Genomic DNA, 13,324 nt, shown 5'->3' on the forward strand with positions numbered 1-13,324 from the left:
CTTACTGATAGAGGGAGAGGTCGTCACTGGAGTCGACCTCGCCCCATGCTCCCGCGTAGGCAACAGCTTCGATCGGCACTCGCCCGGCATCGATGACCCGTTGCAGGGTGTTGGTCATGTGCATGCTGTCGCGCTGCGCCGGGGTCAGTTGCGCACGCAACCGAACGACTTCCGCCCAGCCCTCGGGCGTGAAACGCAAAAGCCCCATGTATTGGCCCTGAACGTCCTCCACCGACTGCGGCTTGTTGCCGATCTCGGCCAGGGTGTTGGCGTCGGTCAGGCGGAATGTCTCGGCATCCAGCAAGGGGTCGCCGAAACGGTCAGTCCACAATTGCAGCCAATCCGGATCGTAGGTAACGGCCAGCGTGGCCGTGCTGTTCATCAGCGACTGAACGGCCGTCGGGCTGTAGAAAATATCCGAATAGCTGACGATGCACGGCTGGTCCTGTAGCCAGGCCTCGGCGCACGCCAGTGACGAAACCATGTTGGTGTCTGCCCAGCGCGGGTTATGAAACTCGCTCAGACCACGATCCGCCAGCCGTTCGCGCTTGTAGCCGGTTACCACCGCGATGTCGTGGATACCCGCTGCGCGCAGCGATTCCAGTTGCCACTCCAGCAGCGGTTTGCCGCGCAGCTCGACCAGGCACTTGGGGCGCTCATCCGTGAGGCTTTTCATGCGACTGCCACGTCCGGCAGCCAGAATAATGGCTTTCACTTCACTTCTATCCCATGGTTTTTCGAGCGAGGCTCGTTGAACAGCCGCTGTATTCGCTGAATGTCGTGCGCCGCAAATTCGGCCTCGCGCTCGGGGTGCCACATCCAGCCTTGCCAGGGCCGGTGCAGATGCCGGATCGCTTCGATTTCCCCGTCCTCGCTGTGCGCCAGCACTTCAAAGTCCTGAGGGCAGCCATCCAGAGCGAGGCTGTGATAGCTGTTCACTTCTGCTTCGATTTGCCCAGACAGTTGATGACGAGTTCGCACATGGCCGGCTACCGGTTTCAGCCCGCCGCCTGACCAGTGCGCCAGCATCTGCATGCCCCGGCAGATACCGAGAACAGGCAACGCTTGAGCGCAGGCATGCTCCAGCAGCCCGGCTTCGGTGACGTCGCGGGCCGGGCACTGACCGATGTCGTTACCCCCGGAAAGCACCAGGGCCTGTGGCGCTACCGCCGTGAGCCATTGCTCGAGGGGCAGCCGAGGCTCGTTGGGCACCGGCACCGGCATGAACCCGGCCGCCAACAGAAAACTGACCAGGCGCTGGTCCAGTGCATCGCGGCGTTCGCCGCGATCCGGGTGCAGATCCACGCGCTGGCTGACCGCGATCACCTTCATGCCATCATCTCCACTCGGCGCCCCGGACAATCCAGGTGCAGGAAGTCCGCTGTCGACCAGCGTCGGTAGAGCACCTCGCCCGCGCCGATGACCGCCGGCAGGCCGAGTTCACCCGCACGGATCGCCATGTGCGAGTTGGCGCCGCCCCAGGCGGTAATCAACCCGGCGATCGGGTAGGCGAACAGCCAGTCGAAGCCTGGGTCCGCATTGGGAATGCAGACAATGGCCCCGGCGAGTTTTTCCCGGTCATCGCATTGCACCACGGGTGCGGTGACGCGTTTCTGGGTGATGAAATTCGGCGCGGTCTCCGGCCACTCGAAGCTCCAGATATCCTCGGGCCGGGTAATCACCGGCGGCAGTGACACCTTGAGGGTCTCGGCGTAACGCGCCTTGCCTTGCTCGATGCTGCGCAACAGCACCTCTTTCGGATCCGCCGCCGCCACCTGCAGCTCGGTAAAGGCGCTGATGTCGCAGTAGGCCAGGTCTTCGCGGCCGATGCCGTGCTCGGCGCCTACCTGGGCGATCAACGCCAGGGCATCGGAGAGGTTGCGGGTGAAATGAAACTTGGCCAGTTCCCGAAGTTCGATGCCGTTTTGCAGGAAATCCAGCAAACCCACCGGGTCCGGCTCCAGGCCATGGGCCTCCAGCAATTTCACGATCTCGCGCATCTGCGGCAGCGTCAGCGAAAACGGCCGAAGGGGTTCCGGCGCGGCAGGGCGTTGATCCCAGTCGAAGTAAAGCTGCGGCGCCTCATCGTAACGAGGTGACAGGATGTCGTAGGTGCCCGGCCGCAAATGCCCGTAGCGCGCCAGGAATGCCGTCTTGTCGAGGCTCGCCCGGTCGCGTGCCAACTGGCCGCTGACCGTGGAAACACTGGCCATGAACGCATCGTAGTCCGCTTGCGAAAACACCCCCACGCTCACCAGGGATCTGAGCATCTGTACCGCCACGAAACCCGCGCGGGCGAGGCCGGCGAAGGGCAGGGTGCCGTAGCGTTTCGCATCTTCCAGCAGCCAGTAAATACGTTCCAGGGGATCGGCGCCGGACGTCAGCAGCTCTTCGCGACGGGCATTGAGTACATCGAGCTTGCTGGCATCGCTGCGCCACAGCCCGTCCTTTGGATGCACGATCCGGTTGGTCAGCTTGCGCAGGCTGGTGCTGATCGCCTCCAGTTCCTGCCCGGAAAAGCCTGCGCTGGCCAAACGCTCCAGTTGTTGCGACAGGTCCAGGGTGTAGCAGGAGAAAACGATCTCGAACTCCACCTTGTCGTGCAGGGTCGGCTCGGCCAGCAAGCGATCGATGTAGTAATCGACCAGCCGCCCGGCCAGCCCTTCATCGAGGTCCGCCGGAATGAAAGAGTTGAACGACAGGCGCACATCGATATACGGCAATCCGAAAAAGTGCGGCATCAGCGGAAAGCTGCGCAGGTTGCGGTAGCCGTAGTTGTGGCGCTGGTAAGCCCAGATAGAGTCGGTCACCAGATCCCGATACAGCGAAAGCGCCAACGGTTTGGGACGAATGCCGATGATTTCCGCCGGGTTCCAGTCAGGCATCACGCCATAGACCGTGCGCTGGCCGATCAGGAATGGGTGCGGGCGCATACCGCGAGTCACCTTGCGCTCGATGTTTTCCAGGCGCGCACGCTGGGTTGCGTCGGACTCCGGGCCGAAAGGCAAAATCAGCGGGCGGGCCTGCAACAGCCACAAGGTTTCGCCTTCGGCTTCGCGGGTGACCGCGAACTCGCAGTCGACCGGCGCTGCGCCAAACAAGCTCAGCAGTTCTTCGAGCAAGACAACCACGGGTTCCAGCGCTGCGGGTGCCGGAACCCTGCTATGGGCCGCCTGCTGCCAGAGTCGGCCACCCATGCCGCCGGTGACCGATGCCGTGTCGCTGCCTTCTGACCAGTTCACCACCCGATACGGCGCACAGGTGTTCGGGTCATGGGAGAAGGCAACGCCTGCGCGAACCACGTTGCACAGCATCGGCTGGATCAGGATTTCGTCGGCCGGGTACACCTCGCCATAGCTGGCGATGACCTGTTCAATGGCCGCTTCCAGCCCTGCCTCATCGACATTCGCAATCGACAGGAAAGCGCCCGCGAAGGACGCCTGGGTGCTGTCCTCGCGTCCGCAACTGGAGCGGACGATCCACGGCGCGGCGGGCAGTTGCCCCTGTACGCGTGCGGCACAGGCTTGCCGATCCGCTTGCCAGTCCGCCACGGTGAACGCCAGCAGCGGAGCAATCCGGGCCGATGCGAGCCGCCCTTGCAGGGACGACAACGTGCCGGCCTTGGTTGAGAAATGCAGCGCCATCGGACGTTATCTCAGTTGCGCGACCCAGATGTTCGTCGAATACGGGATCTGGATCGAAGGCGTGCCGAGGCTTTGCAGGTAGTCGTCGATGGCGTCGATCACTTCATGGAAGTTCGCACCGGCCTGACGCTCCAGGGTCGCGTGCGAACGCCAGGCTTCCAGGCACTCCGCAATCGTCTGCTCATGGATGACTCGCGCGTCCAGATGCACCACCGGGCCGAACAGTTCGCTGGCGTCGATCACGGCCGTCTGGTCTTCACGACGGGTGCCGTAGCCGTAACCTGCTACGCGCTCCTTGATGATGGCTTCGATCCGCGCCTGGATCGGGTCGTCCAGGTGACGGTGGTTCCACATGCAGGCGAACCAGCCGCGTGGCTTGAGGATGCGCGCGGTTTCCTTGAGCGCTTGCTGACGGTCGCAGACGTTGAAGGAACTGCCGAACGTGACCATATCGAACGCTTGCGAGGCTTGCCCGGTGACTTCGCCGGTGCCTTCGTGCCAATTCACGTTGCCCAGGTCGGCGGTACGTTTGATGCCGTTGGCGCGCATGGCGTCGTTGGGCTCGACCGCGATCACGTCCAGGCCACGCGCGGCCAGCATCAGCGTCAGGTGCGCGACACCGGCGCCGACGTCGCAGAATTTGTCGCCCTGCTCGGCGCCTGCGATCGAAAGCATGGCGTCGATGGCGGCGTCGGCGTAGTCAGGACGCTTCAAGTAAGCATCGGCCAGGGTGGTGTAATCCCATTCGGTTTTCATGCGGTAGTCCTTTCAATCAGTGTATTGACTAAATGTTCTGCAAGTTCTTGTGCGGAGCGGTGGGCGTCGAATTCAACCCGGCAATCCGCCGCTTGTGGCTCGTCGACGGGCAGGTCGAGCCCGGCGACATTCTGCAGTTCGCCCGCATCGAATCGACGGTAGATTCCCTTGGGATCCCGGCGGCGCAACTCTTCCACCGGCACCCTCAAATAAATTTCGAAGTAGCCGGGGAGATGGCTGCGGTTCCATTCGTGGACTTCACGAAACAGCGAAATGGTCGCGATAACCACCGTTTGCCCCTGTGCCGCGATCATTCGGCAGAGGTGGGCGTATTGCATCGCCAGTGCCAATCGGCCTTCGCGGCCATGGTTTTGTGAGCTGGCTGCCGCCGCGCCGAATACCTCGCGCAATTCGTCGCCATCCAGCATCACGACCGATTGGCCGTGGCTTCGCAGTCTGGCAACGAGTTCGCGAGCGAGGGTCGACTTGCCCGCTCCTGAAAGGCCGGTGATCCAAATTACCTGTCCGCCGGGGTCACATTTCATATTGGTCTGACTTGGTTCAGTGTGAGTCATGGCGTGTTGAACCTTGCTCAGGATCAACACGCTTTATCTGTTTTCAGTCCCGCTCGGTGATATTGCCAAAGGAGTCGATAGTTGACTGGCAATACATCGATTCATGCTGGTTTTCGATCAGGTCGTGAAACACATCCTGCGGTAACGGCAAGTTGCTGTACTGCGTTTCGTAGAACTTCTTGTAGATGAAATAACTGTCTGCAGGGGTCAACAGACTGAATCCTAGGGCCAACTCTTTAAGTTCTTCGCTGTTCTTGGCAATGGGCAGCAAATTGTTCATTTGCTGGAGCCAGATATCGACCGTGGGATTGTTCTGTTCGGTGGTCGGAACGTAATAGATGGGCAGCTTGCCCGAGTTGAGCATGAACGAAACACCGCCGGTGGATGCATCGGTAATGATCGTGTCGCACTGCTGGTAGAACGCGGTGCTGCTGGTGCCGGGCTTGTCGAGGGTGATCCAGTCGTAAGCGGCAAGCTGACTGCACAAGTCTTTAAGAGTCGGATGCGCAAGGTCGGTCATGTAAGGGCGCAGGATGAATTTCGCATGGGCAACCTGCGACTTCACGGCGTTGATCACGACTTGCAGGTTTTCGTACAGGGATGCGCCGCCGGGGCAGATGCCCAATTGTGTCGGCAGGAGCCCGACAACATAGTCACCGGATGTTTTGTTGGACGCGGGGGCAACATCAAAGAACCCTGGAATCTTGACGGGCAGGGTTGCGACCGGAGTCGTCTTGCGCATGTCCGAGCGCAATGCGATGCCGTCGGCAATCAGGCATTTCAGCTTCTTTCTGTCGACTCTGTAGCGCTGCAGGCCGGTTTTGACCAGATCAAAACCCGATCGGGATGACGCAATGACCACGTCCCAATAGGACGTCAGTTCGGAGTAGTAATACTCGTCCTTGGTGGGCATCCCGACGTTGCCGTGGGTAATGAAAATGCCGAAGTTGGAATCGTCGAGGAGGCGGCCCACCCAGGCATCGTTGGAGATAACGATTTCAGATGCCAGGTTCGAGAATACCTCCACGCCCACCTGCTCGACCGGGTAATCCAGTATTTCTTCAGCTTCCTGCCTGCTCAGGCCGGTCTGGTCTGTTTGCAATACGATGCAGTTGTAGGTGTTGCGCAGGGAGTTGAGTGCCGGGATCAGGTACTCGAGATACGTCTTGCCACCGCTTTTTACATTGTTGATGAGATAAACGTTTTTCATTATAAGAGCGTGCGTCCAGTGTTTGCTGTGGCAAAACAATGTTTAAACAATAAGCGCGCGGGTAAGTACAGAATTTATGATGTCCGGGCGCAGTATTAATAAAGTCTTCATGGCCAACTGTATTGGGTTGGTTGTTTATGAAGGCGGGAATGTATTAAGTATGCTGAACCCGGCCGGGTGAAGAGATCTTGTCCATGATGTGCCGCTTCCATTGATGACTTTAAAATTTAAGCCGTAACTAAAATGTTGATGCTCAACGCAGAGCGCCGTCGTTATATCACACATTGGCGAATGGCTATCAGTGCGCGGGGTGTTTATTTTCACTCCGTGAGCACGCCGGCAAATGAGGTTTGCGTGCGATTTATTGCGTCGCCGGCCGATATTGCAGGGCCTCGGCCAGATGCTCACGCGTGATCGCATCGACTTGTTCAAGATCGGCCAGTGTTCGGGCGACCTTGAGCAAGCGATGCGCCGAACGCAGCGACAGGGTCAGCCGCTCGCATGCTGACTCCAGCCAGGCTTCATCGGCTGTGGATAACTTGCAATGCTTGCGCAGCTTCGGCAGGTCGAGGAATGCGTTGGCGCAACCCTGACGCTTCTGCTGGCATTCCCTGGCCTCGGCGACTTGCGCTGCCGCGCTGGCGCTGTCTTCTCCCGGTTTGACCGTCGGATTCAATGCGGTGGTTTCCCGTGCAACCGTCAGGTGCAGATCGATCCGGTCGAGCAGTGGTCCCGACAGTTTGTTTCGGTAGCGCTGCACCATGTCCGGCGTGCAGGAGCAGCGCCCTGTCGGCTCACCAAGATATCCACAGGGGCAGGGATTCATCGCGGCTACCAGTTGGAATCTTGCCGGAAAGCGCACCCGCTCCTTGGCCCGGGAAATGACGATATGCCCGGACTCCAGTGGTTCGCGCAGAACCTCCAGCACCTTGCGATCAAACTCCGGAAGCTCATCGAGGAACAGCACGCCATGGTGGGCGAGGGTGATTTCGCCGGGTTGCGGTTTCGCGCTGCCGCCGACCAGCGCCGGTCCCGATGCCGAGTGGTGCGGTTGCCGGAAGGGCCGCTGCGGCCAATGGGTCAGAGGCGCGCCGCTGGCGACGGATTGAATTGCCGCCACCTCCAGCGCTTCGCCCTCGGCCAGCGGCGGCAACAACCCCGGCAAGCGACTGGCGAGCAATGTCTTGCCCGTTCCCGGTGGCCCGCTGAACAGCAGGTTATGCGCACCCGCTGCTGCGATCAGCAGCGCGCGTTTGGCCGCCAGTTGACCCTGTACTTCGTTGAGATCGGGGTAAGGTTTGGCGGCATGGATCAAGCCGTCCGAGACATAAGGCTCGACCGGCGTATGCCCGTTGAAGTGGGCCACCGCTTGCAGCAGGTGATCCACCGCGATCACCTTCAATCCCGACGCCAGACAGGCCTCCTCGGCATTCGCCCGTGGCACCACCAGCGTTCGCCCGGCCTTGCGCGCGGCCAGCGCCGCCGGCAACACCCCGCGCACTGGCCGCACCGCCCCGGAGAGCGCCAGTTCACCCAGGCACTCCACCTCATCCAGCGTCAGACATGGCACCTGCACACTGGCCGACAGAATCCCCAGCGCAATCGCCAGATCAAACCGCCCGCCATCCTTGGGCAGATCCGCCGGCGCCAGATTCAAGGTGATCCGCCGCGCGGGAAACTGCAGCCCGGAATTGATGATCGCGCTGCGCACCCGATCCTTGCTCTCCTTCACCGCCGCCTCGGGCAGGCCGACCATGGTCAGCGAGGGCAGACCATTGGCCAGATGGACTTCGACAGTGACGGCGGGGGCATCCACGCCAACCTGGGCGCGGCTGTGGACAATGGAGAGGGACATGGTCGTTCCTTGAATTGAATCGGGGGGCCGCTTCCTGCGGGTTTTTGAAGGATAGTTGGGAGAGCGGATGTTGAAGGAGCAGTGCGGGGGTAAAACTTCACTGGATGTTGCCAAGGCGCTTCCCCCTAAGTTTTTATAGGGGCCTCGCTAGACTTCATCTTGGGGATTTTTCACTCGACTTCCTTCCCCTGCCAGCCAACCATTCGGTTCGAGTTCTTTACCGCACTTGGTCGCTACCTCAATAAAACGACGCTGATTGGCGGATAGATGTCCAGTTAACCGGAGTGCTTCAACATGATATCCAACAATCTCCTGCAGCTTTGCCCTTCTCTTTTTGTCTTTCATTAAGGCCTCGATTTGTGGTGGTGGATGTTTTGTTGGTCACCTTAGTATTAGGAGGACAAGTCGCGTAATCAGGCGCAGGCGCCGGTTTTTGTAGGGATATGCCCTAATAGTCGTAGGAGGCCGGCGAAAGGGTTTCGACGGTCTTGTATCCCGGAGTCGGATGCTCCAGTTTGGCCGCTTGGTGCAGCCTCTGGAGGCGAAAATTGAACCGCAATGGTATGCGCCCGATTCATCCGGGAGAGGTTCTGAATAAGGAATTCATGGAGCCGTTGGGCATGACTGTCATGGATCTGGCCATGCCCACGAAATGGCCCGAAAGTGAGATTGAAAAGCTTGTGAAGTGCCAGATCAGGATCTGCGCCGATCTGGCAATCAGACTTGCCATTCATCTCAACACTACGCCTGAGTTCTGGCTGAATCTTCAGTCGACTTACTATTTGCGCAGGGCTCAGGTCAGGCATGCGGGCTTATAGCGATTGAAGCATCCGCGAAGCCTTTTTCCACCAACCCTCCGTCACTGGGTGCTTTCGATCTTCCCGTTCTACCACCATCAACGGCACATCCTGCAACCGAATCCACGGCTGGTTATTCCAGTGCAGCAAGCTCAACGACATTTGCGGCCAGTCGAGCAGGCTCAGTTGTGGGCGTTCGCGAGCGGTGGGGTGTTGGGCGTCACGCAAGGTGGGAACGACTTCGTGGGTGAGCCATTCGCGCAGGGCTCGGTGTTCGGGGCAGTAGTGGTAGATGAGGAGGGCGTAGACGCCGGATTCGCTGATGAGCAGGGTGTTTTCGATTTCGCCATGGATGAGGGTGCGGGTGGTCTGGTGTTGGTCGTGGTCGAGTTTGCGCAGGAGGCGGTCGTTGAGGTGAATGCGTAGTAATCGGCCGAGGTCGCGGGCGCAGAACCAGGGTTGGTTCTGGATCAGGAGGGCGTGGACGGGGAGTTTGTGGCGGGTAAAGACGCTGGGTGTTAAGTAGTTTTCTGCCATGGAGCTGTTCTCGAGGTTCAATTGAGAAGACTGCCTCTGACCGTCGCCAAACGGTAAGGGTGGCAGCTGTACGCGGGTTGGCGAACCGGTAACCTCGAAATCCGGCAGACCCGAAGGTCTCCCACGCAAAGCTGCCATAACTCGAAATGGAAAAGAGCCTCCATTCGAATGCGGTCACGTTGCGTCGAGGATTTCCAGGTCGCCAAACCCAGTGCCGAACATTCGGCATTGGGTGAGCTTAGAAACGAGGACTTTTCGGCGCAATCGGACGGCGGGGGTGAAGTCTGTAGGAAAGGGCCTGGAGTGTTGAGAGGCAGAAGATCAAAGGATCGCAGCCTCGCGTCGCCCGACAGCATCTACGGGTAAAGCGGAAGGTCGTTCCGACCTTCATTCGCGGGCAAGCACGCTCCCACAGGGGGCCGCATTCACAAAAAAACCAGGTGTTATTCGGCTGGCGGGCTCAGCTTCGCTTCCAGTTCAGCCACTTTCGCCTCAAGGCTCTCAAGCCGTGCGCGTGTACGGGCCAACACCACCATCTGACTATCGAATTCTTCACGGCTCACCAGATCCAGTTTGCTGAAGGCACTTTGCAGCAGCATCTTGAACTGGCTTTCGATTTCGGCTTTGGGCAATGGCGTGTCGCCGCTGAACAGGCGGGAGGCGGTGCCGCTCAGGGCGTCGAGGAAGTCTTTTGGCGCGAGCATGGGGAATGTCCTGGAAACAATGGCCGGCAGTGTATCACGCGCTGTCTATAGTCATTTGCGCAGGCCCGGATGCACGCTTTTCGCGCAAGGGAATGCACAGGGTCGCACCGTTGTTGTGCGTATCTGGTTCGCGGTTTTCCCGACGATATCAGCCGTAACGGCCAAGGGATTGAAATCAGTGGGTTTTCCCGACATGGCAAGGTTTCTGCTTAGACCCAAGTGACCCATGCACTGATGCAGTCGCTGTGACGATGCAGTGCGGCAGACGGGGCGGGGAGTTTCGTCTGGATGCGGTTAGCTGGCGTCACTACGAAGCGTTACAAAGCCAGGCACTGCGCTTAGACTTGAGTCGGGTTTGTTTTCCTGGGGCAAGTCCACCAATTCGGGAGAGAGTTTCATGAAGCTAGTCACTGCCATCATCAAGCCGTTCAAGTTGGACGACGTGCGCGAGTCGCTGTCCGAAATCGGCGTGCAGGGCATTACCGTTACTGAAGTCAAAGGCTTCGGTCGGCAGAAGGGTCACACCGAGCTGTATCGCGGCGCGGAATATGTGGTCGATTTTCTGCCCAAGGTGAAGATCGACGTTGCCATCGACGACAAGGATCTGGACCGGGTTATCGAGGCGATAACCAAGGCTGCCAACACCGGCAAGATCGGTGACGGCAAGATCTTCGTGGTGAATCTGGAACAAGCGATTCGCATCCGTACCGGCGAAACCGATACCGACGCGATTTAAGCCGCCACAAACCCAACGCCCCAGGAGAAAACAAAATGACTCTGCGTAAATTCGCAGGGCTTGGAGCCCTGTTGTCTATCGTAATGCCCGGCCTGGCCATGGCGGCAGACGAAGTGGCTGCTCCAGTCCTGAACTCCGGCGACACTGCCTGGATGCTCACCTCCACAGCCCTCGTACTGTTCATGACCATTCCCGGCCTTGCGCTGTTCTACGGCGGCATGGTCCGTTCGAAAAACATTCTTTCCGTGATGATGCAGTGCTTCGCCATTACCGGTCTGATCAGCGTCCTGTGGGTCATTTATGGCTACAGCATTGCGTTCGACACCACCGGCATGGAGCAGGGCGTCGTCAACTTCAACTCGTTCGTGGGCGGCATGGGCAAGGCGTTCCTCGCCGGCGTCACTCCGGCGAGTCTGACCGGCCCGGCGGCGCTGTTCCCCGAGGCAGTCTTCATTACCTTCCAGATGACCTTCGCGATCATCACCCCGGCGCTGATCGTCGGTGCGTTCGCCGAGCGGATGAAGTTCTCCGCGATGCTGGTCTTCATGGGGATCTGGTTCACCGTGGTCTATGCGCCGATCGCGCACATGGTCTGGTCCGGCAACGGCGGCCTGCTGTGGGACTGGGGCGTGCTCGACTTCGCGGGCGGCACCGTGGTGCACATCAACGCCGGTATCGCCGGTCTGGTGGCCTGCCTGGTGCTGGGCAAGCGTAAAGGCTTCCCGACCACGCCGATGGCTCCGCACAACCTCGGTTACACCCTGATGGGCGCCGCGATGCTGTGGATCGGCTGGTTCGGCTTCAACGCCGGTTCCGCTGCTGCGGCCAACGGCACCGCCGGCATGGCGATGCTGGTGACCCAGATCGCGACCGCTGCGGCGGCGCTGGGCTGGATGTTCGCCGAGTGGATCACCCACGGCAAACCAAGCGCACTGGGCATCGCCTCGGGTGTGGTGGCGGGTCTTGTGGCAATCACTCCGGCTGCCGGCACGGTAGGCCCGATGGGCGCACTGGTGATCGGTCTGGCGGCGGGCGTGGTGTGCTTCTTCTGCGCCACTACCCTGAAGCGCAAAATGGGTTACGACGACTCCCTCGACGCCTTCGGCGTACACGGTATCGGCGGTATCCTCGGCGCGATCCTGACCGGTGTGTTCGCAGCACCGTCCCTGGGCGGCTTCGGCACTGTCACCGACATCGGTGCGCAAGTCTGGATTCAGATCAAGGGTGTCGGCTTCACCGTGATCTACACCGCGATCGCCACCTTCATCATCCTCAAGGTGCTGGACGCCGTGATGGGTCTGCGGGTGACCGACGAGGAAGAATCGGTGGGCCTGGACCTGGCACAACACAACGAGCGCGGCTACAACCTGTAAGTACGCGCACCGAAAAAACTTGCCCGGTACGCCGGGCATTTTTTTGCCTGCGATTTGTCATTCAGGGAGAGGCTGAAAGGATTTTTCGTACTGCTTTGGTCGCGTTTACGACGAGGGTTTTTCTGCGGCCAATGGCTTACGCGATTGCGGGAATATTAGGGCCTTTGTTTTTTCCCTGAGCGCGCTAGAATGCGCCCCGAACGTGCGGAGAACTGTATGTGGCAACAGACTCTGATAACCCTGCGGGCACGGCCCCGGGGCTTTCATCTGGTAACGGACGAGTTACTCGCCGGCCTGCCTGAACTCAAGGCATGCCGGGTCGGTCTGTTGCATCTGTGGCTGCAGCACACCTCGGCGTCGTTGACCATCAACGAGAACGCCGATCCGGCGGTACGTCGCGACTTCGAACGATTTTTCAATCGTCTGATCCCACAAGGAGCAGACGGCTATGAGCATAACGACGAAGGCCTGGACGACCTCCCGGCGCACTTCAAGGCCAGCGTGCTTGGCTGCCAGATCAGTTTGCCGGTATCGGCAGGCCGTCTGGCACTGGGAACCTGGCAAGGCGTTTACCTGGGCGAGCACCGTGATCATGGCGGTGCCCGTAAAGTCCTCGCCACCTTGCACGGTGAAGGGGCATCACCGCTGGTCAGCAGCGGCGAATGATTTTTTCCGGCGACTTTCGATAGTCGCCAAAGCTGGTCTATAACTAATCTGCTTTTCGCAAGTCATGAGGTAGAACATGAGCGACGATGATCTGGAAAACGACGACCTCGAAGTAGGCGACGAAGACGAGGGTGATGAGGGCCTGGAAGCGGCAGCTGACGACGGCGCTGAAGATGACGGCGGCGATAGCGACAGCGATGCCCCGGCTCCGGCCGCCAAAGGCAAGTCCAAGGCTGCGGTATCGGTAGACGAAATGCCGAGCATGGAAGCCAAGCAGAAGGAGCGTGACGCCCTGGCCAAGGCCATGGAAGATTTCCTTTCGCGTGGCGGCAAGGTGCAGGAAGTGGAGGCCAACGTGGTCGCCGATCCGCCCAAGAAGCCGGACAACAAGTACGGTAGCCGCCCTATCTGAGGCGTGCCGCTTGCTTGCTGAAAAAGCCCGCCGTCGCTGCGGGCTTTTTCATGCCTGAA

Annotated in this window: 15 protein-coding genes; 5 read left to right on the forward strand and 10 right to left on the reverse strand. The window is 59.9% G+C overall.

The genetic code is table 11. The annotated features are described in order from the left end of the window. Position 1: 1 nt before the first annotated feature. The 8 genes from KVQ74_RS01595 to KVQ74_RS01630 form a co-directional block, all read right to left on the reverse strand. On the reverse strand, positions 2 to 715 hold the full coding sequence (locus KVQ74_RS01595; protein ID WP_217829253.1) for a phosphocholine cytidylyltransferase family protein: 714 nt from the start codon (positions 713 to 715) through the stop codon (positions 2 to 4). Beyond that, on the reverse strand, positions 712 to 1,332 hold the full coding sequence (locus tag KVQ74_RS01600; RefSeq protein ID WP_217829254.1) for a gamma-glutamyl-gamma-aminobutyrate hydrolase family protein: 621 nt from the start codon (positions 1,330 to 1,332) through the stop codon (positions 712 to 714). The genes KVQ74_RS01595 and KVQ74_RS01600 overlap by 4 nt, the downstream gene beginning before the upstream one ends. Then, on the reverse strand, positions 1,329 to 3,644 hold the full coding sequence (locus tag KVQ74_RS01605) for a PEP-utilizing enzyme (RefSeq protein WP_217829255.1): 2,316 nt from the start codon (positions 3,642 to 3,644) through the stop codon (positions 1,329 to 1,331). Before KVQ74_RS01605 ends, KVQ74_RS01600 begins: the two co-directional genes overlap by 4 nt. Before the next feature lie 6 nt (positions 3,645 to 3,650). Further along, positions 3,651 to 4,400: a class I SAM-dependent methyltransferase gene (locus KVQ74_RS01610; protein ID WP_217829256.1), complete on the reverse strand. Its 750-nt coding sequence runs from the start codon at positions 4,398 to 4,400 to the stop codon at positions 3,651 to 3,653. Further along, on the reverse strand, positions 4,397 to 4,975 hold the full coding sequence (locus KVQ74_RS01615) for an adenylyl-sulfate kinase (RefSeq protein WP_225929804.1): 579 nt from the start codon (positions 4,973 to 4,975) through the stop codon (positions 4,397 to 4,399). Before KVQ74_RS01615 ends, KVQ74_RS01610 begins: the two co-directional genes overlap by 4 nt. Before the next feature lie 43 nt (positions 4,976 to 5,018). Further along, on the reverse strand, positions 5,019 to 6,185 hold the full coding sequence (locus tag KVQ74_RS01620) for a hypothetical protein (RefSeq protein ID WP_217829257.1): 1,167 nt from the start codon (positions 6,183 to 6,185) through the stop codon (positions 5,019 to 5,021). A 361-nt stretch (positions 6,186 to 6,546) separates the two neighbouring features. Further along, positions 6,547 to 8,040: a YifB family Mg chelatase-like AAA ATPase gene (locus KVQ74_RS01625; protein ID WP_217829258.1), complete on the reverse strand. Its 1,494-nt coding sequence runs from the start codon at positions 8,038 to 8,040 to the stop codon at positions 6,547 to 6,549. Positions 8,041 to 8,187: 147 nt separating this feature from the next. Further along, positions 8,188 to 8,385 carry a hypothetical protein gene (locus tag KVQ74_RS01630; protein ID WP_217829259.1) on the reverse strand — a complete coding sequence of 66 codons (198 nt, stop codon included), beginning with the start codon at positions 8,383 to 8,385 and terminating at the stop codon, positions 8,188 to 8,190. A 203-nt stretch (positions 8,386 to 8,588) separates the two neighbouring features. Here KVQ74_RS01630 and KVQ74_RS01635 point away from each other — a divergent pair, with 203 nt between their 5' ends. Further along, complete coding sequence (locus KVQ74_RS01635) at positions 8,589 to 8,858, forward strand: HigA family addiction module antitoxin (RefSeq protein ID WP_217829260.1); 270 nt, start codon at positions 8,589 to 8,591, stop codon at positions 8,856 to 8,858. Here KVQ74_RS01635 and KVQ74_RS01640 read toward each other — a convergent pair. Together KVQ74_RS01640 and KVQ74_RS01645 are read right to left on the reverse strand one after the other, a co-directional pair. Beyond that, a complete protein-coding gene (locus KVQ74_RS01640) occupies positions 8,853 to 9,374 on the reverse strand; it encodes a BRO-N domain-containing protein (protein WP_217829261.1) in 522 nt (173 codons plus the stop codon). The two genes, KVQ74_RS01635 and KVQ74_RS01640, sit on opposite strands and share 6 nt — an antisense overlap. A gap of 443 nt (positions 9,375 to 9,817) precedes the next feature. Continuing rightward, the gene (locus KVQ74_RS01645) at positions 9,818 to 10,078 is read right to left on the reverse strand and encodes an accessory factor UbiK family protein (protein WP_217829262.1); all 261 of its coding nucleotides are present in this window, start codon (positions 10,076 to 10,078) and stop codon (positions 9,818 to 9,820) included. Between the two features lie 397 nt (positions 10,079 to 10,475). Here KVQ74_RS01645 and glnK point away from each other — a divergent pair, with 397 nt between their 5' ends. From glnK to sutA, 4 genes are all read left to right on the forward strand, one after another. Beyond that, entirely contained in the window at positions 10,476 to 10,814 is a 339-nt protein-coding gene (glnK, locus tag KVQ74_RS01650; protein ID WP_002555808.1) for a P-II family nitrogen regulator, read from the forward strand. Between the two features lie 35 nt (positions 10,815 to 10,849). Next, positions 10,850 to 12,187 (forward strand): ammonium transporter, encoded by a 1,338-nt coding sequence (locus KVQ74_RS01655; protein WP_217829263.1) that lies wholly within the window; start codon positions 10,850 to 10,852, stop codon positions 12,185 to 12,187. Between the two features lie 216 nt (positions 12,188 to 12,403). Continuing rightward, entirely contained in the window at positions 12,404 to 12,853 is a 450-nt protein-coding gene (locus KVQ74_RS01660; RefSeq protein ID WP_217829264.1) for a secondary thiamine-phosphate synthase enzyme YjbQ, read from the forward strand. A gap of 76 nt (positions 12,854 to 12,929) precedes the next feature. After that, the gene (gene sutA / locus KVQ74_RS01665) at positions 12,930 to 13,265 is read left to right on the forward strand and encodes a transcriptional regulator SutA (protein ID WP_217829265.1); all 336 of its coding nucleotides are present in this window, start codon (positions 12,930 to 12,932) and stop codon (positions 13,263 to 13,265) included. Positions 13,266 to 13,324 lie beyond the last annotated feature (59 nt).

Source organism: Pseudomonas botevensis, from assembly GCF_019145475.1.
Taxonomy (GTDB): domain Bacteria; phylum Pseudomonadota; class Gammaproteobacteria; order Pseudomonadales; family Pseudomonadaceae; genus Aquipseudomonas; species Aquipseudomonas botevensis.

Bases quoted from the DNA above. Each gene is read 5' to 3' on its own strand.
- KVQ74_RS01600 (WP_217829254.1), bottom strand. From the start codon at position 1,332: ATGAAGGTGATCGCGGTCAGCCAGCGCGTGGATCTGCACCCGGATCGC.
- KVQ74_RS01605 (WP_217829255.1), bottom strand. From the start codon at position 3,644: ATGGCGCTGCATTTCTCAACCAAGGCCGGCACGTTGTCGTCCCTGCAA.
- KVQ74_RS01610 (WP_217829256.1), bottom strand. From the start codon at position 4,400: ATGAAAACCGAATGGGATTACACCACCCTGGCCGATGCTTACTTGAAG.
- KVQ74_RS01615 (WP_225929804.1), bottom strand. From the start codon at position 4,975: ATGACTCACACTGAACCAAGTCAGACCAATATGAAATGTGACCCCGGC.
- KVQ74_RS01620 (WP_217829257.1), bottom strand. From the start codon at position 6,185: ATGAAAAACGTTTATCTCATCAACAATGTAAAAAGCGGTGGCAAGACG.
- KVQ74_RS01625 (WP_217829258.1), bottom strand. From the start codon at position 8,040: ATGTCCCTCTCCATTGTCCACAGCCGCGCCCAGGTTGGCGTGGATGCC.
- KVQ74_RS01630 (WP_217829259.1), bottom strand. From the start codon at position 8,385: ATGAAAGACAAAAAGAGAAGGGCAAAGCTGCAGGAGATTGTTGGATAT.
- KVQ74_RS01640 (WP_217829261.1), bottom strand. From the start codon at position 9,374: ATGGCAGAAAACTACTTAACACCCAGCGTCTTTACCCGCCACAAACTC.
- KVQ74_RS01645 (WP_217829262.1), bottom strand. From the start codon at position 10,078: ATGCTCGCGCCAAAAGACTTCCTCGACGCCCTGAGCGGCACCGCCTCC.
- glnK (WP_002555808.1), top strand. From the start codon at position 10,476: ATGAAGCTAGTCACTGCCATCATCAAGCCGTTCAAGTTGGACGACGTG.
- KVQ74_RS01655 (WP_217829263.1), top strand. From the start codon at position 10,850: ATGACTCTGCGTAAATTCGCAGGGCTTGGAGCCCTGTTGTCTATCGTA.
- KVQ74_RS01660 (WP_217829264.1), top strand. From the start codon at position 12,404: ATGTGGCAACAGACTCTGATAACCCTGCGGGCACGGCCCCGGGGCTTT.
- sutA (WP_217829265.1), top strand. From the start codon at position 12,930: ATGAGCGACGATGATCTGGAAAACGACGACCTCGAAGTAGGCGACGAA.